The 20,422-nt window shown below is 45.7% G+C and carries 21 protein-coding genes; 8 read left to right on the forward strand and 13 right to left on the reverse strand.

From position 1 onward, the window contains the following. Nucleotides 1-63: 63 nt before the first annotated feature. The gene (locus tag CWI73_RS01695; RefSeq protein ID WP_126751261.1) at nucleotides 64-1,368 is read left to right on the forward strand and encodes a tyrosine-type recombinase/integrase; all 1,305 of its coding nucleotides are present in this window, start codon (nucleotides 64-66) and stop codon (nucleotides 1,366-1,368) included. Nucleotides 1,369-1,478: 110 nt separating this feature from the next. On the opposite strand, the gene CWI73_RS01700 is transcribed toward CWI73_RS01695, so the two are convergent. The 4 genes from CWI73_RS01700 to CWI73_RS12565 form a co-directional block, all read right to left on the reverse strand. Then, a complete protein-coding gene (locus tag CWI73_RS01700) occupies nucleotides 1,479-3,599 on the reverse strand; it encodes a putative bifunctional diguanylate cyclase/phosphodiesterase (RefSeq protein ID WP_198675136.1) in 2,121 nt (706 codons plus the stop codon). Next, nucleotides 3,532-5,103, reverse strand: coding sequence for a methyl-accepting chemotaxis protein (locus tag CWI73_RS01705; protein ID WP_126751263.1), 1,572 nt, complete (start codon nucleotides 5,101-5,103; stop codon nucleotides 3,532-3,534). Before CWI73_RS01705 ends, CWI73_RS01700 begins: the two co-directional genes overlap by 68 nt. Nucleotides 5,104-5,195: 92 nt before the next feature. Further along, nucleotides 5,196-6,680 (reverse strand): sensor domain-containing diguanylate cyclase, encoded by a 1,485-nt coding sequence (locus CWI73_RS01710; RefSeq protein WP_126751264.1) that lies wholly within the window; start codon nucleotides 6,678-6,680, stop codon nucleotides 5,196-5,198. Nucleotides 6,681-7,182: 502 nt separating this feature from the next. Next, complete coding sequence (locus CWI73_RS12565; protein ID WP_241968803.1) at nucleotides 7,183-7,311, reverse strand: type I restriction-modification system subunit M N-terminal domain-containing protein; 129 nt, start codon at nucleotides 7,309-7,311, stop codon at nucleotides 7,183-7,185. Nucleotides 7,312-7,429: 118 nt separating this feature from the next. Between CWI73_RS12565 and CWI73_RS12490 the strand changes: the two genes are divergently transcribed. Then, nucleotides 7,430-7,675 carry a hemerythrin domain-containing protein gene (locus tag CWI73_RS12490; protein WP_157980619.1) on the forward strand — a complete coding sequence of 82 codons (246 nt, stop codon included), beginning with the start codon at nucleotides 7,430-7,432 and terminating at the stop codon, nucleotides 7,673-7,675. Nucleotides 7,676-7,696: 21 nt separating this feature from the next. Here the strand turns inward: CWI73_RS12490 and CWI73_RS01725 are convergent, their stop codons facing one another. Continuing rightward, entirely contained in the window at nucleotides 7,697-8,584 is an 888-nt protein-coding gene (locus CWI73_RS01725) for a LysR family transcriptional regulator (RefSeq protein ID WP_126751265.1), read from the reverse strand. Nucleotides 8,585-8,711: 127 nt separating this feature from the next. Here CWI73_RS01725 and CWI73_RS01730 point away from each other — a divergent pair, with 127 nt between their 5' ends. From CWI73_RS01730 to CWI73_RS01740, 3 genes are read left to right on the forward strand one after another with little or no spacing between them, the layout of a single operon-like run. After that, complete coding sequence (locus CWI73_RS01730) at nucleotides 8,712-9,599, forward strand: cation diffusion facilitator family transporter (protein WP_126751266.1); 888 nt, start codon at nucleotides 8,712-8,714, stop codon at nucleotides 9,597-9,599. After that, a complete protein-coding gene (locus CWI73_RS01735; protein WP_126751267.1) occupies nucleotides 9,599-9,997 on the forward strand; it encodes an ISAs1 family transposase in 399 nt (132 codons plus the stop codon). Before CWI73_RS01730 ends, CWI73_RS01735 begins: the two co-directional genes overlap by 1 nt. Nucleotides 9,998-10,010: 13 nt before the next feature. Then, nucleotides 10,011-10,316, forward strand: coding sequence for a hypothetical protein (locus CWI73_RS01740; protein WP_198675137.1), 306 nt, complete (start codon nucleotides 10,011-10,013; stop codon nucleotides 10,314-10,316). A gap of 80 nt (nucleotides 10,317-10,396) precedes the next feature. Here the strand turns inward: CWI73_RS01740 and CWI73_RS01745 are convergent, their stop codons facing one another. The 7 genes from CWI73_RS01745 to CWI73_RS01775 form a co-directional block, all read right to left on the reverse strand. Then, nucleotides 10,397-10,762 (reverse strand): YdbL family probable chaperone protein, encoded by a 366-nt coding sequence (locus tag CWI73_RS01745; protein ID WP_126751269.1) that lies wholly within the window; start codon nucleotides 10,760-10,762, stop codon nucleotides 10,397-10,399. A gap of 18 nt (nucleotides 10,763-10,780) precedes the next feature. After that, nucleotides 10,781-10,966 carry a YnbE family lipoprotein gene (locus tag CWI73_RS01750; RefSeq protein WP_053953607.1) on the reverse strand — a complete coding sequence of 62 codons (186 nt, stop codon included), beginning with the start codon at nucleotides 10,964-10,966 and terminating at the stop codon, nucleotides 10,781-10,783. A 12-nt stretch (nucleotides 10,967-10,978) separates the two neighbouring features. Further along, nucleotides 10,979-13,399, reverse strand: a complete 2,421-nt coding sequence (locus CWI73_RS01755; RefSeq protein ID WP_126751270.1) for an intermembrane phospholipid transport YdbH family protein — start codon at nucleotides 13,397-13,399, stop codon at nucleotides 10,979-10,981. 10 nt (nucleotides 13,400-13,409) lie between these two features. Beyond that, nucleotides 13,410-14,054 (reverse strand): DNA oxidative demethylase AlkB, encoded by a 645-nt coding sequence (gene alkB / locus CWI73_RS01760; protein WP_126751271.1) that lies wholly within the window; start codon nucleotides 14,052-14,054, stop codon nucleotides 13,410-13,412. 16 nt (nucleotides 14,055-14,070) lie between these two features. Continuing rightward, nucleotides 14,071-14,670 carry a GNAT family N-acetyltransferase gene (locus CWI73_RS01765; RefSeq protein WP_126751272.1) on the reverse strand — a complete coding sequence of 200 codons (600 nt, stop codon included), beginning with the start codon at nucleotides 14,668-14,670 and terminating at the stop codon, nucleotides 14,071-14,073. Nucleotides 14,671-14,685: 15 nt separating this feature from the next. Beyond that, nucleotides 14,686-15,219 carry an acyloxyacyl hydrolase gene (locus CWI73_RS01770; protein WP_126751273.1) on the reverse strand — a complete coding sequence of 178 codons (534 nt, stop codon included), beginning with the start codon at nucleotides 15,217-15,219 and terminating at the stop codon, nucleotides 14,686-14,688. A 68-nt stretch (nucleotides 15,220-15,287) separates the two neighbouring features. Then, nucleotides 15,288-16,172, reverse strand: coding sequence for a LysR family transcriptional regulator (locus tag CWI73_RS01775; protein ID WP_241968804.1), 885 nt, complete (start codon nucleotides 16,170-16,172; stop codon nucleotides 15,288-15,290). Between the two features lie 82 nt (nucleotides 16,173-16,254). Between CWI73_RS01775 and CWI73_RS01780 the strand changes: the two genes are divergently transcribed. Genes CWI73_RS01780 through CWI73_RS01790 form a run of 3 tightly spaced genes read left to right on the forward strand, consistent with a single transcriptional unit; the run spans nucleotide 16,255 to nucleotide 18,658 of the window. Then, entirely contained in the window at nucleotides 16,255-16,899 is a 645-nt protein-coding gene (locus CWI73_RS01780; RefSeq protein ID WP_126751275.1) for a LysE family translocator, read from the forward strand. Nucleotides 16,900-16,959: 60 nt separating this feature from the next. Further along, a complete protein-coding gene (locus CWI73_RS01785) occupies nucleotides 16,960-17,841 on the forward strand; it encodes a 6-carboxytetrahydropterin synthase (protein WP_126751276.1) in 882 nt (293 codons plus the stop codon). After that, entirely contained in the window at nucleotides 17,834-18,658 is an 825-nt protein-coding gene (locus tag CWI73_RS01790) for a M23 family metallopeptidase (protein ID WP_126751277.1), read from the forward strand. The genes CWI73_RS01785 and CWI73_RS01790 overlap by 8 nt, the downstream gene beginning before the upstream one ends. Here CWI73_RS01790 and CWI73_RS01795 read toward each other — a convergent pair. Further along, nucleotides 18,655-20,418 (reverse strand): M61 family metallopeptidase, encoded by a 1,764-nt coding sequence (locus CWI73_RS01795; RefSeq protein WP_126751278.1) that lies wholly within the window; start codon nucleotides 20,416-20,418, stop codon nucleotides 18,655-18,657. The genes CWI73_RS01790 and CWI73_RS01795 overlap by 4 nt on opposite strands. Between the last annotated feature and the right edge of the window lie 4 nt (nucleotides 20,419-20,422).

Genomic DNA, 20,422 nt, shown 5'->3' on the forward strand with positions numbered 1-20,422 from the left:
AAATCGATACTAAGTGGTGCTACTTTTGGTGCTATCTCAATTCGGTTATACGGATGTAGCACCATGTCTGATGACAAGCTAATCATAGCAATGCATAAGCACGTCGAACACCTTAAGCCCTCAGACCGTGATGAATGGTATCGGGTAGCTGGTGGCACCGGTTTACGGCTTCTTGTAAGGAAGCAGGGCGGTAAATATTGGCGTTTAAAATATCGCTTCAATAAAAAGCAGAAAACGCTGGCGCTTGGTGTATTCCCCAATGTAACTCTCAAGCAAGCAAAAGATGCGACTATAAAAGCCAAGGCCATGTTGGCTGATGGTCTTGATCCTGGTGATACAAAATCAATAAATACGAATGATAATAGTTTACGTTTTTATGCCGCTAAATGGCTTGAGTACCAATCTCAGGCGACAGCTCGAACCTGGTCTGAAGATCATAAGGCAAGGGTATGGAAGCGTCTCGAAAATGGCATCCTTAAAAAATTAGGTGATAGGCTGATCAGTGACGTCCGTAAAGAAGATATCAGACGTTTAATTGAGAATGTTGAGGCGAAGGGTCACCATGAAACCGCCAAGAGAATAGCGGACGATACACAGCGTTTATTTGAATACGTCGTTGATCAATACTCACTCGAAGACGATGTCGACATTCGTCTGCTGCGCCCCGTTAAAGTAATTTCCAAACCGGTTGTTCACCGTGAAGCCCTGGACATTAATAACCTACCATTCTTTATGCAGGATCTTGCTAACTATACCCAGACGGGAAGGGAGTTAACGGCTCTGGCTATTGAGTTATTGATTCTGACGTTTGTGCGTTCAGGGGAGCTAAGAGGCGCTCGTTGGGAAGAGTTTGACCTCGATAACAAGGTTTGGTCGATTCCTGCAGAGCGTATGAAGATGAAGCGGCCACATGAGGTGCCGTTATCAGCCCAGGCTCTTGATGCGATTAAACGTATAAAACGTATTACCGACCATTATGAGTTGCTATTCCCATCTGAAACCAAGCCTGATGAGCCCATGTCTGACAATACAATGCGCCAGGCAATGTTTAAAATGGGCTACTTTCCTAAGGCGAAAAACACTAAAGACGGTAGAGTCGCCAAAACCTACCTTAAGTACCAGGATAATGCTCATTACTCCGATGGTCGTTTGAAAGAAAAGGCAGTGCCGCATGGCTTTAGAACCATGGCATCATCAACGCTGCATGAGAGCGATCAAAAGTTCAGGTCTGACGCAATCGAGCGACAATTAGCACACGTGGAACAGAATAAAGTAAAGGGTGCTTATTCGCACAAGGCGGAGTATTGGGATGAGCGCGTTGAGATGATGGAGTGGTGGGGGAATTACTTGGAACAGATGAAGTCGTAACTTGAGTGTTGTCGGTACTGTCTTGGCAAAAAAATTAAAGTGGAAAGCGATTGCTAACCTTGTTTATTCGATAGTTAGAATTAGCGACCGCAAACAATTTGAATAACTAGTCAGGAGCGAGCCCATAGTTCGCTCGAGATAGGTTTCGCAAAATAATAACCTTGCTGCAAGTCAACACCGCTGTCTTTCAGGTAAGCTGCTTGAAGAGCTGTTTCAACGCCCTCTGCTACAATTTCAACACGCATTTGCTTAGCCATCAAAATAATTGAGTCGAGCAGATTACGGTCTCGTTCACTGTGAAAAGCATTTTGTGTAAACTCTTTATCTATTTTCAGCTCTGATACCGGCAATAGCTGCAACCGTCTCAGATTTGAGTAACCTGTCCCAAAATCATCAATAGAGAATTGAATACCAACCTGATTTAACTCATTCATTACCGATAGTACTTGAGTATGGTCATGCAACAAAAGGTTTTCTGTTATCTCTATGATAAGGTTTTCGAAAGGTGCGTCAGATTCTCGCATGACACGAATTATTTTTTCTGGAAAATCTGGCTCCAGAAACTGTTTAGGACTGACATTTATAGCAATTGGTAGGTTAGTTGCGCTTATTAAACCTGCAACTTTTGTCAGCATCCAGAATCCGATGTCTATAATAAGACCCAGGCGCTCAGCTAGGGGAATAAATTCATCGGGTCTAATTAACTGTCCTTGATATCGCCACCTTATTAGTGCTTCCGCACCGCAAACCTCAAAATTCCTGTTTACCTTGGACTGAAGCCAACACTCAAACCCAACGTTTTGTCCAAATTTGAGCCGTTGTAACTCCTCGTGCAGTCCCGTTTCAATCTTATAATCATATTGAAGGTTCGCTAGCATTGTATCTTGGTAAACACAGCTTCGGTTTCGCCCTTGGCGTTTTGCCCGCTCAAGAGCAGATTCGGCATTAACTAACGCGTCTTTAGCATTAGTGCCTTTGCTGAGACTCGCTATACCAGCACTTACAGTAATGTGAATTGGGTTAATACACGTGTCCACTACTATGGGCTCACGAATAGTTACTACTAAAGACTCAATGCTTTGTATTATGTCTTCTTTGACACAAGGCGGACAAGCACAGGCGATAATAAACCGGTCGGCTAAGTCTTTTGCTACCATCGCATATTTACCGACTGCTGACTTTACCCGCTCAGCAACAGACAGAATGACCTGATCGCCTATATCTTCACCCAAAACAGAATTAATACGTCTAAAGTAGTCGATGTTCAAACAGGCAACGGTTACTGCTGTACTTCTTAACAACACCTCAGTCTGCTCCAGGAGCCGGGCACGGTTAGGTAGGCCTGTTAGTTCATCATGATGTGACAAGAACTCTATTCGTTTTGCTGCTTCTTTTTGTTGCGTTATGTCCCGGACCGTTCCAATAAAGCGTGTTCCCAACTCCGTTTTTGTTTCTGAAACGGCGAGATCGATCGGAAATTCTTCACCATTTTTTCTCAACGCTGTAACTTCTCGACCAATACCAATAATTTTTCGTTTACCTGTTGCCTGATAGTTTGTGAGGTATTGATCGTGCTCACGTCTGTATGGTTGAGGCATTAAATGTTTGACATTGAGGCCGACAACCTCATCAGCCTGATACCCAAAAATACGCTCAGCCGGTTTGCTGAAACCTTGTATGATACCTTTCTCATTAATGGTTATAACACCATCTACGAGGTTGTCTAATATGGCATTAAGTGATTTAGTGCGTTGTTTCAACGTAAGCAAGTTTGAATGGCTCTGTGAAATATCCTGAATTGAACCAAAAAGTAGATATGCTCCGTTGTCGAGCTTGAAGGGCCGGCCGCACGTCCTAATGAACTTCTTCCGGCCGCTTTCTGTAATGATTTCTGCTTCGACAGACCATGCTTCGTTATCGTCTATAGCATTCTCTATTGCCTTACTAATTTTCAGGCGGTCGCTCTTGGAATAGTAATTAATTGCGTCGTCGAGCGTTGGAGCTTTATCTAGCTCACGCTCAAACAATGCATAAGTACTATCACTCCAGTAAAGCATTTGTGAGCGAGTATCCAGGCACCAAACACCACTGTCTGTTAGCTGCTGAGTTTCAGCAAGCAGCTTCTCTGATGATACAGGCCAACATGAAGAATCATTCATAAAATTAGTTTTTACTGCTGAATCGGCGTATGAGTTTATAAAGTTGATCGGTTGTTTCTTCCAGTCGCTCACTCGAGCGCGATGTTTCCGCTGCATTGTCGCTGGCCGTTCGTGAGCTATCAGCTATGGCCGTAACTTGTTGGTTAATATGCTCTGCGACGTTACTTTGCTCCTCGACAGCGGAGGACATTTGAATAGTCATTTCGTTTATCGACTGCACTGCCTGACGTATTTCTTTTAGTGCTGTCTCTGTTCTGCCGACCATCTCGACGCCTTTTTTAGCGGCTTGTTCGCCTGTTTTAGAGACGGATACTGCATTTTCAGCTTTTGTCATCAGATTATCAATGGTTTTATGAATACTCTCCGTGGAAGAGCGGGTTTTTGTAGCAAGTGAGCGAACTTCATCGGCTACGACGCTAAACCCGCGTCCGTGCTCTCCAGCACGGGCTGCTTCGATTGCAGCATTTAATGCTAAAAGATTGGTTTGCTCTGCAATTGTTGTTATTAAATCGGCAGCTTTACCTATTTCGTCCGTTGAAGCTGAGAGCTCCTCGACTGTTTCGGCGATACTGCTGACTGAGTTATTGAGTTCATTAATTGCCTGTAGTGCCTCTGCTGCAACTGAAACACCGGTATCCACATTGTTAGCGGCCAGTTCCGACTTGCTTGCGTTATCTTCAACGCTATTTGCGACCTCCTGAATTGACGTTGACATTTCGTTTATCGCCGATGCAACATCCTGAGTTTTATTATTTTGCTCATCGATGAGAGCGTTACTAGCATCGGCTTGCTCTCGAGTGGCTCTGACAATACCGGATAAAGCCGACACCGAGTCGTCTAAGCGGGTGATAACCGTTTGGGCCCTTGCAGCCTCGCTTCTTATCATCATTTCAAGTCGAGCCTTTGCACCGCCATCCTTAGAGTATGTGTATGCGGTTAACTCTTCGCAAAAAGCATCAGGCCTGAGATTGATAAGCTCTTCCAAAGAGCGCTGTGACGAGAATATTGACAAACAAGTAACAAGTATACCGGTTGTTAGCGCGACGAGAGCGGCTATTAAATTAACAGTAAAATAAGAAAACACACCAGCTAGTAGTGACAGCAATAATGCAAGCCTGTTTTCTTGGCTGTAATAACGCAAATAGGCAGAAACAGGAAACAGTGTTTTGCCATCTCTCAAGCGTTTATAAACCCGAGTCGCACGGTGCTTTTGTTCCTCAGTGGCGGCAACACGGACGGACTCATAACCAACAATGACTTCATCCTCAAATATAGGAGTAACGTAAGCACTTACCCAGTAATGGTCGCCATCTTTACGGCGGTTTTTCACTAATCCCATCCAGGGCTTTCCTTGGCTGATAGTTTGCCACATGCTTTTGTAAACAGCAGGCGGCATATCTGGATGACGAACAATGTTGTGAGGCTGACCAATAAGCTCCGATTTTTCGAAACCACTTACCTTAAGGAAAGCATCATTGACGTATTCAATGTGTCCACGCTTATTGGTGGAAGAGATTAACCGTTCATGGTCTGGAAACCTGTACTCTTTTTGTGTAACCGGCTGATTATTTCTCATCAAGTTTACCTTTCAATTATGTAAGCCATAACTTTCATCACTGAGATACCTCTATGTTGAGCTAACAGTAACTTTAGTACGAGGCCCCAAGTTTATTCGTCAACCGATACAACAGTATTACGACCACTGCTTTTCCCTTGATACATGGCAGCGTCCGCGGCGCTATACATACTCGTCCAGTCTGGTCGTTCGTCAGCTAAAGATGAGACACCAATCGTCACAGATAACTTTATTGGATAGTTATCAACTGCCGTTGAGTGGTGGCTAATCTTATTTCTGAGCTTATCGGCAATAGATACTGCTTCTTTAAGTTTTGTATCGGGCAGCAGTACAGCAAACTCCTCACCGCCTATTCGTGCACAGACGTCATACTCACGAGTACTGCTGGAAAGCTGTGACGAGATGTCTTGCAGAACTTTATCCCCGGCAATATGGCCATATCTATCGTTTACTAATTTAAAATTGTCGACATCGATAATGAGAAGAGAGACTGGCTGTTTTGAGCGTTTCCAGATAGCGAGGTGATGTTCAAACAGCTCAAGAAAGTAAAAGCGGTTATACAGATTGGTTAAGTAGTCAATGCGAGATTGTTTGAGCAGCTTTTCTTCTAACTGCTTTTGCTTAGTTACATCTTTCACCGCTCCTACAAGAGTGACTTTATCATTCAACATCTTCGCTTTTTCGTGTACCCAAATAATTTCTCCATCAGCGCGATACATACGATGGGTTATGTCGTGCTCACCTGTCTTCAAGCTTTTTTGCTCACTTTCTTCAACAGCCTTTAAATCTTCATGATGAACAAGTGACTTAAACAAAGATATTGATGGTACGGTATCTTGCGGAGACAGCCCGAGCATTTCGTATATCATTTCTGACCATTCAAGATGGTCAGTGGAAAAGTTAGCCTTCCAATGCCCAATTCGGGCAATTCTTTGAGCCTGGCTTAATATGCTCTCGCTGTCACGTAATCGCTTTTCAAGTACCTTTGAGCTCGTAATGTCTATATGGGTGCCACATATCCACTCCGGCTCGCTATTCTCCGTATATGTTACCACTCGGCCATGGTCGCGAATCCAAACAGTAGAGCCGTTTTTATGGACGAGTCGCAACTCACAGTGATAAAACGCATCGTCTCCGGCAAAGTGGCGCTGGAAGGCGTGCTCGGATATTTTGGCATCATCTGGGTGAAGCACTTTGAACCACGTGTCGATAGAAATAGGCGCAAGCTCTTCCAGTGTATAGCCGACCATTTCGGCCCAGCGTTCATTCAAAATGAGTTCGCCGGTCTGATAGTTCCACTCCCAGGCTCCGGCATCAGTGTTCTCAAGTATAGCTTTTAAGCGCTGTTCATGGGTAAGTTCTGTATAATCCGTGTTACTTGAAATGGGCTTTTTTACCTGGACAACAAGACGTTGCTCTCCAGCGTGATTAACTACCGTTTGAATATTTACTGGGAATGCCTGACCTTCGACATTTAAACAAATATGTTGATGACTGTTTTCAATAAGTTCGATGAAAGTAAGTGGATCAGCTCGCTGAACATCCCTAAAATAAAAGAAGGAACATCCGGTTTGCATCCCTCGACGAAACTCCTTTAGCGAGAAGGGTAATTTCACGCTCGAACTTTCAACGGCCCATGTGGACTTAATCACCAAAACATAGGGCTGGCTGTGTACTGAATTCTGCACGTCTCTCCCTCACATAAACCTTACTTCCATTTAGCAGCGCTAGCTGAACTTCATAGTATTCAAAAATTAGCTTACCTACTAATCGATTGAAAAAAAAGTTAAAAATCAAAAGGAGATGGCGCGAGCACTTAATAAACCCAAGAGGCGATATTGTTTATGGAAAATACTGCTTAGTTTATCTATGACTTTGCTTTTTTGTTACCAATTCACGCTGGAACCTAAAAAGCACTCATTTTTTCATATAGAAGCAAAACTCGAGGGAACAAAGGCACCCGTATTTTAAATCATTTGAGTCATATATCACAGTTAAGGGTAAAGCTAATCCATCAAGGGATTTGCTTGTTCCCAAATTAACGAAATGGGAACAAGCGAACCCACTTAAAACGGGTTACTACATGTCAGAAACATACTTAAGGAACACCAACCCTAACACCGGGTATTTATACTCCGCAGCTGATACTGTACCCTGTAAGCCATTTGCGGCATCCCATAATGTACGTTTGAAATCTTCATCCGTCATAAATCAATCCTTATTTAAGTTCTGTGTCGCTGGAAGCCCGTCAAAGCTTTCACGAGCTAACGATTTATTTAATGTAAGTCGACTCACTTTGAAATGCTCAGCGACTTCTTTCTTCGTTATGTCAGGGTCTTTGAGCATTGCCGAGCACCATGAGTTGGATGAATTGCTGGCGGAGCTGGAAGATATGGACATGGCATCGCCTGGTTGGCTGCAACGTTTTAAAGCATTGAAAGATAAAATGCTGCATCACTTTGAAGATGAAGAGCAGGGATTCTTTCAGCACGCAGGAAAAATTTTCGATGCCCAGCAGAAAAGCCAGTTGGGTAAAGCGTATCGTGACGAGATGTCACAACAAGGCTTGTAGCGCCTAAGTCTGTGCGCCGGCTTACAGTCGCTGGCGCAAATACTGTTGTAACCAGACACTGGCACGGCCAGGCGGGTGCTCATAACGCACCTGAAATACGGCGGGGGGCAGTTCGATATCATGCTTCAGTGTCTGTAACTGAGCGTTCGCTATGCCTTCGGCGAGCAGAAAAGCTGGCAATACCCCCCAACCATGTTTAGCTATAATGGCATCGCGAATCAGTTCATAAGACGTCAGCGCCGTGTAGGTTGTTTGGTTACGTTCACTTTGCTCAGTGCCTAATTGCAACCCGCTATGGAGTAATTTGCCGTGGTTCATGTAAGCAAGGCAAATTTGCCGATGCTGCATAAGATCGCTCATGCGGGCCTCTGGCAACTCGGCCAGCGGGTGAGTGGGGTGACAGACTAATAAATTATCAGTACTTGCAATGGTTGCATATTCGCCGTCGTGGTGAAGTTGCGGCTGGCGTAAACCGAACCCGATGTCGACCACGTGTTGCTTTAATAACGCATTGTGTTCCTGGGCCGGGACTAAATACACTTCAATCGCGGTTTCGCTAAATTGTTGTTGCAACGCATGCAATGCTTGTCGCCAAATCGCTTCTGCAATGGCGTCATCGCGGGCAATGCGTAGGGTACGTTCAACGCCTTGGTTCATTTGCTCGCAGCGACGTGCAATACGTTCTGCACTATGCAGTAAGCGCTGGCAATCAGGCAAAATCGCTTCACCGGCAGCACTCAATTGCAAGCGATTACCACTGCGGTGAAAGAGTGTAATTTGCAGATCATCTTCAAGGGCTTGCACAGCCGCACTTAACGTACTGCGGCGACTTGCACTGGCGCGCGCGGCAGCGGCAAAACTGCCGTGTTCAGCGGCACGAATAAAAGCACGAATCTGGTCGGTGCGCATAACGAGGCCTTATTATCCAATCAAGTCAAACTTCAGCGCTAAATTTATTGGCGCTGAGCGATTATAGCGATTCTCTGGGTTTGCGTATACTCCAGCTGTATATTTGGAACCAATCGCTAGGTGTAGCATGTACGCAAAACAAGATAAACAAAAAAGCACGCTAATATTTTCAGCGCTCAGTGCGGGGGTATTCGCGGTCACTGGACTGCTGCTTGGGGTGATGAGTGGCTCGGTAATGATTATCTTCGACAGCGCTTACTCCTTACTGAGTTTAGCCTTGGCATCGCTGTCTTTATTCGCGTTAAAGTTGGCTCGCCAGCCAGCGAACGCGAATTATCCGTTCGGGCGTCTGACAATTGAGCCACTTTCAATACTTATCAAGGGCGTGGTGATTGGCTTAGTGTGTTTGGTGTCAATGGTGTTAGCAGCGATCAGCTTATGGCAGGGCGGGCGCGAGGTGAACCTCAATCTTGCGCTGATATTTTCGCTGCTGAATGTGGCAGGCTGTTACCTGACCTGGTGGGTTATTCGCCGCGCGCAGCAACGGCAGGACACTGCGTTACTTCGAGCTGAAGTGCGTCAATGGCAAATGGACACTTGGTTAAGTGCGGCGGTGTTGTTCGGCTTTATTCTGGCGCAGCTACTTGCGATGTCACCTTGGGGCGCGCTTGCGGTGTACGCGGACCCCTTGATGGTATTGGTGATAGCCGGGTATTTTTGCTACATACCCTACAACATGGTGGTTCAGGCGCTGCGTCAATTGATGTTGGGTGCTGCTGACCCTGAAGTCGCAGCACAAGTTCGAGAGGTGGTTGCTGCTGCGCATCTAGAAACGCCAAATGGCACTGAACTAGTTCGGGTGGCTCAAGTGGGAAGTTTCTTAATTGTGCAACATGCTGAGGTACTTGCCACTGAGGATCAGCAAGCGTTGCAAGAGATTGCGGCAGACGAGCAACTGACTGCAATATTAATTCAGCCACAAACACTTGATCTTACAGAGCCGCGCCATCAGTAATAACTGACTGCGGTGATTTCAGTCATGGCATTCCGGTGCATGACACCATTGCCAGGCTTGTTTGTCGTATCGACCCGCAGGCGTTCCATCAGCGTTTTATTCCGTGGATGCAGGCGACTGAAAAACTCACCGATAAAGAAGTTGTTGCCGTTGATGGCAAGACGCTACGCCGCTCATACAAGCGGGGCGACAGGCAATCCACATTGCACATGATAAGTGCTTTTGCGACGAAGAATAGTGTGGTCTTAGGCCAGCGACGAACCGCTGAAAAATCGAACGAGATTACCGCTGTACCTGAATTACTGGAGCTTCTGGAGCTAGAAGGCGCGAAGGTGACGCTCGACGCAATGTGGCTGCCAAAAGCAAATTGTGAAGACCATAGTAAAAAAGAAAGCTGACTACTGCATCGCAGTGAAAAAGAGCCAAAAGTCGCTCTATCAGACACTTCAGGATGCGTTTGAACTCAGTGATAACAACGAACCTGGACATCTTGAGCAAGAGCATGGTCGTGTTGAATATCGCGCCTACGATGTGTTGTCGGCGCTTGAACTGCCTGCACGCATACGCTCAGCGTGGTCATCGCTCGAAACCATTGGCCGTGCCACCTATTATCGGTTAGCGAATGGCAAAGTAAGGCTTATACTGGTGTATAAACGGTACTTAAAGACTGGTGCTACATGTGGTGCTATATTTAGTGTGGTTTATACTTTTGTGTAATTGTAACAGCTGGTTTGGGTTTTTATTCTAATCCGGCCCCGGGCACCAATTCCTTTAGTATGAGATAGAAAAAAGAAGCACTAAGGCTTCTTCTTCCACTGACCATCAACCTTCACAAAATGCCCTGATTGTGTGCGTTCAATGGCGCGTTTACCAGCAAGTAGCTCAACATCAGCAACGGCAATGTCGTTTTCTTCTGCTATGCGAGCATATTCCTGACGTCTGGCTTCATTTATTTGTTCTGCTATTTGCTTTGCCTGCGCATTGGACTTAACAACGCCTAAATAACCATTAGGTTGCTCGCCAACCCAGCCTTTATCTTTGGCTGATGACAGTTGATCCATGGCTTCTTGTAAGGTTATTTCCTGTGCGTAACTTGCTGTTGGCACGCTCATGCCTGAAATGGAAAGTAGGGCGACGAACGCACTAATCGTTAGTTTTTTCATGTTACAATCCTTTGAAAATTAAAATAAACCGCTCGACTCTGAAATAACGTCGTCGAGTGCTTTGTCGACTTTAACGTAAATTTCATGCTCAATTTTTACGTTCAAATTAATGGTTATTGGCTCTTTCGGAGCCGCCACCTGAACGGTTGGGGTGCAGGCGGACATGAGCAGCACCGATAGTGTAATGACAAGCAATTGTTTCATATCGTCCTCTGATTAATTGACCCGTTGCTGGATCCGTTTACGAATAACGTCGCTGACACTGTTGCTGAGCTGTATGCCTTTAATGAGCGCAGGTAGGTCTTCCTCTAAAGTGACGTTTAATTTTACCTTACGACCATTTTCAACGGCTGGATTATATCCGTTCAGCTGTAACTCTAAGGTTAGCTCACCGTTCTTGTCATAGCCAACGACACTCGACAGCTCTTGGTAGTAAAAGTCCTCCAGCACACTGGCGAGTGTTTTCAGACTTGGGTTTGTACCAACGGCAGAGCGCAACGCCGAAGAGTCTACCTGCAAATGCCCGCCAGGCGCGACAGCACTTAAATAGCCTTTTTCGACTGTTAGTTGTTGAGAGTCCCAAACGAGGGGGATGGTTCCCGAAATTTCGCCGTCTATAGCAATTCGGTTACTTGGATACTGACGCATGAGTTCACCGAGGTTGATTCGCTCGAAGACAATAGGAATACGTATTTTGTCAGCAAACTTATAGGTTTGCTCTGATATTCTAACTGAACCGCCCAGTGCCTTAATGCTATGGCTATTAAGCTGTATTGTACTTTTTTGCATGGTCTTGAAAGGAATGACGCCGGCAAGCTCAGCTTCTACAGGACCAATAGTAAATCCTTGCTGGATACTGCCGAGGTATAAACTTGCCTGTTGAAAACTCAAACGCTCTGGAGTCGCGTTAAATTGAGTGTTCAAATTAGCGTTGGTCACAGACGTTGTGTCATATATGGCATCGATAGACTGTAAGTTCGCGTCTCCTTCATCAATGCTCCATTTTCCTGTTTCTAAATTGCCTGACAGCCTGAAGCCCGCCGTAGCGTTGCCTTTGTTTAGCGTTAATAGTGGGAGAGTGTCTTGTATCAACGGTGACAATTGTGCCTGCAAGTCTGCTTGCGCTAAGTTATGAATGTTTATATCTATATTAGAGGTTAATCTTAAACCTTCTGTCAGTGTGCTGCTATGATTCAAGGCCGCGCCCTGAGCTAATTCAATAGTGCCTTCAGCGTCAATACTGCCGCTTTTGTAATGGACGTTATGCGAGAGCTTAGGTTTTAAACTCTGAAAGCCTGCTACTTTTATCGCGACATTATTAACTTCCGTTGTCAGGTTTGCTGTTGCCGTTTCGGGGGCGGTAAAAGGTATTTCTGCAAAGAACGTTGGAATTAAGAAGTCAGCGTTGGCAAATTCTGATTCGGCAAAAAACGAAGAGGGCTGCTTTGAGCTAAGCATCAGCTTATCACTCTTGAGCGTTATGTCAGCGTTTAAGGCTAAGTCGCTCAACGTATTAAGTTTGAGTGGACTTATGGCGTCAATACTATGTACCACGATTCTGTCGGCACTTACGTTAGTTTTTGGGAATTCAAGCCGAACAAACTGAGCGTCGTTTTGAACGAAGTGACCTGCCATAGTTATCCTAGCGGCAGAGACGCCTTTGCCGTCAACCGTTGCACTCAGCTGAACCGGCCAGGCTGTTTTATTCAGTATTTGTTGATAGCTTAATGGTTCAAGCGCTAAAGAGTCCTGGCTGGTAAGTTGCCACTTTACCGTGCTTATTTCTAAAGGCAGAGTTGGCCACTGTGTCAGGTCGCCACTGATATTTAAGCCATAGCTTTCAATAACGCCGCTTTTAACGTTGAAACGTATATTTCCGTCAGCGGCGGATGTAACGCCTGACGCTGCGACATTCACAGGTTGCTGTAATTGTAAGATGAATTTGCCGGAAGTTGCGTTAATAAGGCCTTCTGGACCTGTTAATTCGGTTTCCGGTGAAAGCGAGCCTTCGGCATTAAACAATAGAGCAATACTTTCGTTTTTTACAAACTCTGATGCTTGAGCAAGTCGTTCGGTTGGAACCTTTGCTGAACCTTCAATATTCCATTCACCACTAATAAGCTCGTAATTGGCGTTGAAGTGGCCAAGGTTATGCTCTATATCGATCGATAAAATTGAGTTGTCGCGAGAGAGATGAATAGCGAGTGCTTCAGGATGAGAAAGGCTTAAACTGAGGTTAGGGCGCTTTGTGTTTAATGTTACTTCTCCCTTAAGCGGGGAGTACTGCTTGAAAAGCTCGCCTTTCAATGTGACGTTGTTAAGAATAACCGTTTCAGGAAGCCAGCTTGGTACAGGCGTGCTCAGTAGCTTTTTAATGGTAAGCGGTGCGGTAGCTGAGTTTGAAGGGGAGGATGACGGTAACTCGTTCATTGTCACGCTCAACTGTTCAATGACCACTCGTTCTTTGGACAGCGAACCGATGCTTATCGACCAGTCCTCGATACCTACCTTTGCCAATTCACGGTTAGCTATCGACAGGCCGATTAATAGCCCAATGCCAATAAACAGGACAAGTGTCAGTAAGACACTGCCGGTAATGGCTAATAGACGCCAAAGCATGGGCTTAATGTCAGGCATTTACCGACCCTTACCTTACTCTGAAGGTTAAGTTCACGCGGACATTGCCGGTGAGTGGATGCTGGCCGTTAGCGAGTTTTTTTACGCCGTGGTAACGAAGACGATCGGGGCCGCCCCAGACAAGTACGTCACCATGTTGCAACGTCACTTTTTGTGGACTGCCACCTCGTTTGAGGCCTCCCCAGAGAAAAGTAACGGGTAAGCCAAACGAGAAAGATACAATAGGCTGTGAAAAGTCGGACTCGTCTTTGTCCTGATGAAGTCCCATAGCAGCGCCGGGATGGTAAACGTTAATTAAGCAGGCATTGGGAGAAAACGATTCAAACCCACACTTTGCCGCTGCCTGTTCAGCAAGAGTTTCTAGCGTTTCGGGCATAGGCGGCCAGGGCTTCTCAGTTATTGGGTCTGTGTCTGTGTAGCGATAGCCCTTTTTGTCGGTTATCCAGCCAAAGTCGCCACAGCTGCTGGTGCGTACTGACATTTTACCGCCCCCGGGCGTCACAAACTGTCTTAGTGGTGACTGTTTAATAACGTCCCTGAGGTGGCTTAAAATGGTGTCTGCCTGAGATGCGACATAGCCATGGAGTAGGTAGGCTTGCTCACTAAACTGCGTAACCTCATGGTTCTCGCCAGCAAATAAGTCGAGTGATGCCATAGCTCACCAAATCCGGTTAGAGTGCACGACTCATAATTAGGCGATCTTCACCCGGACCTAAGTAATCCTGAATGGTTTCGATAACTGAAAAGCCCGCTTGTTTATATAATTTGATGGCAGCGGCATTGTTCGGAGCCACACTGAGCTCAAGTGTTTTCCAACTGCTTTCAGCCGCTGACTTGATAGCCTGCTCCAACAATATGCGGCCAAGTCCCTGACCTTGGAAGCTTTTACCAATAAGCAAAGACATTAAGGTTGCCCGGCTGCCATCGAGCGGCACGATAAGGCTGTAACCGGCAACTTTCTCGTCACTTTTTATGGTTAGAAAGCCACTAGGCCATTGTCGTAGCGCTTGGTAAAAGAACAAGCTGGAGTAGGCGTCATTGTCATAAAGCTGCTTTTCAAAAAAGGCGAGCCGGGGAATATCTTCTGAGGACGCGGTTTGTACTGTCACAGGTACATCGTTTTTACCCGCTTGTGCCAGCGAGCCGACGCACAGCCGGCACTCGCCGGAAGCCGGCGCAGAGCCTTCAACATAACGGAGTTTATGAGAGGCGCTCTCTCTATTACTGGATACTTGATAAACTCTGTCTCGTGAAGAAGTATGGCTGCTCATAATAACCTTTGTTAGTTAAAAAGGATGAACCCAACTAAGCCAATAAAAATCGAGGCCGTCGTTAGGGCGCTTAATGTCTGCATTAGAATAATGAGTATAGCCAAAGTCAATGCGAGCGTCAGAGTTTTTGCTGAACTGCCAGGACAACGAGATACGATCTTCAAACTGAAACTTGGTTGAGAGCTTTCTGTTACCGAGGCTGGTCTTATCGAAATAACTGCCGCCAATGCCCGCTTCTAAATAAAGCGGCCGCTCTGAGCCGGCTATATGCCAGGAAGCAACAGGGCTTATAGTAAAAGCGGTAATGTTGTCTGATGTATCATTCGAGTCCTGCCAATGGTTTAACCCCATATCCACATAAAGCTTAGGCGAACCCAAAAAGCCTGGCATTTCTATAGGAATGTCGGTAAAGCGATAGGCCACACGAGCACCACGGAATTGGTCGGTTGAATACGAAGCCGTAAAGCTGACTTCATTAGCCAGTGCAGAAGCTGGCGTCAAACTACTTGATAATAATACGGCACTTAAAAGCGAAAGACGTCTTAACATGTCGCTCTCTTAATGGTTGATTAAAAGTGCCTTTATTTTACATACATTCACGAATGTATGTAAACGAGTTATTGGTTAATTAATTGTAACCATTTAATAAAAGCGACAAGGGCAACTGACTGACGCTTCCGTTTTTTGTAAAATACCGAGAGTGGCGACTTAATTGGCTGTGCATACTCTCGAAAAGGCGTTAAATGAGATAGTTGAGCGTTTAACAGGCTGCTATCGACTAAGGTCACGGCTTTTTCTGTTTGAGCTAAGTCCAGCGACATGTAAAAGTCATCGCAATGTATAATACGCTGGCTTTTGAGTTTGGACTGGTTTGCTTCGACCAATTTGGTATGTTCCGGATTATCTGGGTTAGTTATCCAGCTTTGGCGGAATGGCGTGTCATTGGTTGAAATAGCCGATACCGGGACAAGGTCATTTTTCGATAAACGCTGACTTTGCAAGTGTTTGTCGTTTATCTGACCATAACCAATAGCAATATCCCAGCTTTGATGTTGTACGGCAGAGACCATGTCAGCGGCATGTTCACCGGCAAAGTAGTCAGCACAGCGTGTAAAGTTTAATTGTATATGCGGGTAAATGGCATGAAAGTCCTCGAGCTTATCGGCTAACCAAAAGCGGAAACGTTCAGAGCTTATAGCAACGGTCAGCTGAGTTGTTGTGTTATCATTCAAACTTCGGGTACGTTCTATAGCACGCTCTAACTGATCAAATATTTGCTCAATTTGTGGAGCCAGTTCAAGCGCCACTGGTGTTAAAGAATGAACTCGGTTATCGCGCTGAAAAAGTCGCATATCGAGCTGCTCTTCAAGCGCTTGAATTTGACGGGTAACGGCCGACTGAGTCACTCCAAGTTGTTGTGCAGCCTGCTTAAAAGAACCGCTTCTGGCCGCAACATCAAAGACTCGAAGTGCATTAAGTGAAGGAAACTTTGCTTTTTTCATATTAATTATTTGGTATTTGTAATTAACAAAATGTAACTTTGATTCTCGCAGGTAAGTTACTGGAAAACAAGGAAGGAATACGTTGTCGTACTGGAGTGAGTTTTTAACTATTGCGTTAATTCATTTGTTTGCTGTCGCAAGTCCGGGCCCCGATTTTGCGGTTGTGTCGCGCTACGCCTTGAGCTTTGGCAGAAAAGCGGGTTATTGGGTAGCGCTGGGTATCGCTGCCGGCATTATTATTCACGTTGCGTACTCGCTGGTCGGTGTGGCACTCATTATTCACCAAACTCCCTGGTTGTATCAGACCTTGCTGGTGGTAGGGGCGTTGTATCTGGGATTTATTGGTACTCAAGCGATAAAAGCAAAACCCCGAACGACAATGTCCAGCGACGAATTTGAGGCCATAAAGCCGAAAAAGCGCAAAGCCTTTATTGTCGGCTTCATCACTAACGGTTTGAACGTTAAGGCTACTTTATTTTTTCTGACGTTATTTACGACTATTATCGCACCTGAAACTCCTTTTTCAGTTAAGTTTGGTTATGGGGTCTATTTGGTTATAGCAACCGGCGCCTGGTTTTTGTTTTTAACCTGGCTACTAACTCAGCCCGCTATTTTTAAACGGGTTTGGCGTTACAGCCATTGGGTAGACAGAGCCATGGGGCTGGCGCTTATATTACTGTCTGCTAAGTTACTTTGGGAATGGTTTTTACTTATCGAGCTTATCTGAGCCGGGCTTTCGGGTTATACTGAGTAAAATTTTAGAGAACAGCAAAGAGTCACTTTTTATATGCAGTTATTTGTGAACGATCTTACCGTTATTGATTGCTCTTATCTTTGCCCGCAGCGCGGCATTGTGGGGGAAAGTTGGATTGTCGATATTGTTCTTGACGGTAACCTGAACGAACAGTCCATGGTGCTTGATTTTGGTAAGGTCAAAAAGCAAGTGAAAGCCATTATTGATGACTCGGTCGATCACAAGCTGTTGGTTCCTGGAGACCATCCCTACACGAAAGTCACCCATAATAAAGACGACAGCTCTTACTGGGTTGACTTTGAGCGTGACAACTCCCGTTCAATACACCTGTTTTGTCCGTCAGACTCTTTTGCCTTTATCGATGCCGAGGTAGTCAGTATTGAGACGGTTACTGATTACGTCAAAGCAGTGATTAAGCAAGAGCTTCCGGTGAATGTTGAAGGCTTGAAACTCACCTTACGTCCTGAGCAAATTGACGGTTTTTATTATCACTACACTCACGGTTTAAAAAAGCACGATGGCAACTGTCAGCGTATTGCCCACGGGCATCGTTCAAAGCTACAGATATTTATTGACGGTATTCGCCAACCAGCGCTTGAGAAAAGTTGGTGCGATAAATGGGAAGACATTTATATTGGCACCGAAGAAGATATCGCGACTTTTAATGAAATGACGCTATCGAAGGCTGCAAAGGTCGTAGACGAAAATACTCACATTGGTTACAGCTACACCTCAATTCAGGGACTGTTTGAATTGGTTATGCCGCGTAGCGAAAACTACGTTATTGAAAGTGACTCTACGGTTGAATGCATTGCGCAGTATCTGGCCTCGACAATAGGTCAGGAGTTCGCAGGCAAGTCAGTGGAAGTCAGAGCCTACGAAGGCGTTGGTAAAGGAGCTATTGCTTATGCGTAAGTCTCGTTTTATGGGCGTGTTGATTGGTCTGATTGTATCGGCCCCTCTGCTTGCCAACAGCTCTGTACCTCTTGAAGTTAAAGGGCCTTTTACACAGGGTGCTTTGCATTTAGGTAAAACGGTCGCTGGTGCTGAAGTGACGTTAAATGGTGAAGCGGTGGAAGTGACCGACAATGGTTACTTTGTTTTTGGGTTCGGTCGCAAAGCAGAACTTGAACATGAACTTACCGTATCGGCTAACGGAGAAACCCGCACTAAAACCATTACACTGAGTGAACGGGAATACGATATTGACCGTGTCGATGGCGTTCCTCAAAAGACAGTGACACCAGACCCGGAGCAGGTTAAACGAGCTCGAAAAGAAGCTGAAAAAGTGTGGTTGGCAAGGCAAAAAGCGTCTAAAAATAAGCACTTTCTGACGCCTGTGGCGAAACCTGCTGAAGGTCGTATTAGTGGAGTTTACGGCAGTCAGAGAATCTTTAATGGCGAGCCCCGTAACCCTCATTATGGAGAAGATATTGCTGCACCAACAGGAACGCCTGTAAAAGCTCCCTGGACCGGGAAAGTGGTTCTGGCGGAGCCTGACTTATTTTACTCGGGTGGCACTATCATTATTGAGCATGGTTATAAGGTAAACACCACCTATCTGCACCTGAGCAAGTTGCACGTGGAAGCCGGTGATACGGTAAAACAAGGTCAGGTTATTGGTGAGGTGGGGGCCACCGGACGAGCAACTGGCCCTCATTTAGATTGGCGGGTTAACTGGGGAAACACCCGGTTAGATCCGGCATTGCTTCCCCAACTTTATGAAGACTAATTATCTAAAGTGAGCCAACCATTCAATTTGGCAGCGTCTTTAATCGTGAGCTGCCAGCATGCCGGGGTTGGCTCCTCCCAAATTAAATCTAAGGTTAATAGCTCGTCACGTCGAAATGCATGCACGGTAACTTTCTGACCAGGACGATAACGTGACAAAACAGACTTCACGTTTGCATCCGTCACTTGCAAGTGATCAATCGCGATAATACGGTCTGATGCTGACAGACCAGCGTTGTAAGCCGTTTCATCATGATAAACACTTAATAGCTCCAACCCGGAAGACGAGGCTTTATATTTCGCGCCTAAATTGACCGGAGCAGGGTCATCGGCAGCTTTCAGTGAGTTGTCATCCGCGGGTACTGAGCGTGTAATTTCTAGCCCAAACTGATTCAATAAGCTCTCCAGTGGCAGACTCTCTTTAGCGTAGAGCTGTTCTTTCAAAAAGTCAGCAATATCAATGCCTGAGTAGCTGTCTAGTACATTCAAAACAGTATCATCGGCGGTGCCTAACCCCGTTTTGCCGAACTCATGCCAAAGTTTTTTCATCACGTGCGCCAGCGTCAACGAATGGCTGCTTTGTAAGCGCAGCATTAAATCCAGGCTAAGTGCAATGAGCGCCCCTTTTGAGTAGTAGCTGACAATACTGTTTGGTGCATTCTCATTTTGCTGATAAAACTTCGTCCAGGCCAGGTAACTAGACTCCGTCACGCTTTGTTGGTACTGGCCCGCGCCACGCTCGACCCGAGCTAAGGTTTCTGACAGAACTTTTAAGTATTGCTCAGCACTGACGATACCGCTGGCATGTAAGAGGTAGTCATCAAAGTAAGACGTCATTCCCTCATAAAACCACAGCTGTTCGGTATAGCTTTCTTTGTCCAGCTGATAAGGAATAAACGCTTTGGGTTTTAATGTTTTCACATTCCAACTGTGGAAATACTCATGGCAACAAAGGCTCAAGAAGGTTTGGTAGTCTTCATTAATACCATGGTCATGCTCGCCAATTAGACTTTTACGACTGCACAGAAGGGCGGTTGAGTTACGGTGTTCGAGCCCGCCAAAACCTTCACCAACGACCATGGTCAGAAAGGTGTAAGACTCAAACGGTGCTTCATCGAACAGAGATATTTGAGTTTCACAAATACGTGCTAAGTCAGCACAAATGCGTGAAGTATCCGCGAAATGGCGGCCGCTGAGTACTAAGGCGTGCTTTATGCCGTGAGCTATGAATTCTTCTATGACTAGATCGCCCATTAAAAACGGATAGTCGATAAGTGCGTCGTAGTTTCCTGCTTCGAAAGTTCCCCATGAATGGGGCTGCCCGGATACACGCGGCATACCGGTTGCGACTTTCCAATCCAGCATGCCAACAGGCGGATGCAACGACAATTGGCAGTTTTCATCTTCTCTACCTGCAACAGCAAGGCACAAACTGGTATTGTTGAAAAAGCCTTGCAGTTGGTCCAGGTATGCTGAGCGTACAGAAAGGTCCCAGGCGTACACCTGATATTTCACCGTGACTTCATTAGTAATACCTTTGAGTTGCCAACGGTTTTTAGTTATCTGTTTGATCGATATAGGCTTTCCATTTGACTCAGCGTACAAACCGATAATGTGTTTGGAGAAGTCCCGGATTAAATAACTGCCCGGAATCCAGTTAGGTAACCACAGCTCCTGCTCTGGCTCGGGATCGTTTATAGTAATAATGACTTCGAACAGGTGACCATGTAAATCGATAGGTGTTATATCGTAAGCGATCAAGAGC

It is taken from the genome of Idiomarina piscisalsi (genome assembly GCF_003987095.1).
Taxonomy (GTDB): domain Bacteria; phylum Pseudomonadota; class Gammaproteobacteria; order Enterobacterales; family Alteromonadaceae; genus Idiomarina; species Idiomarina piscisalsi.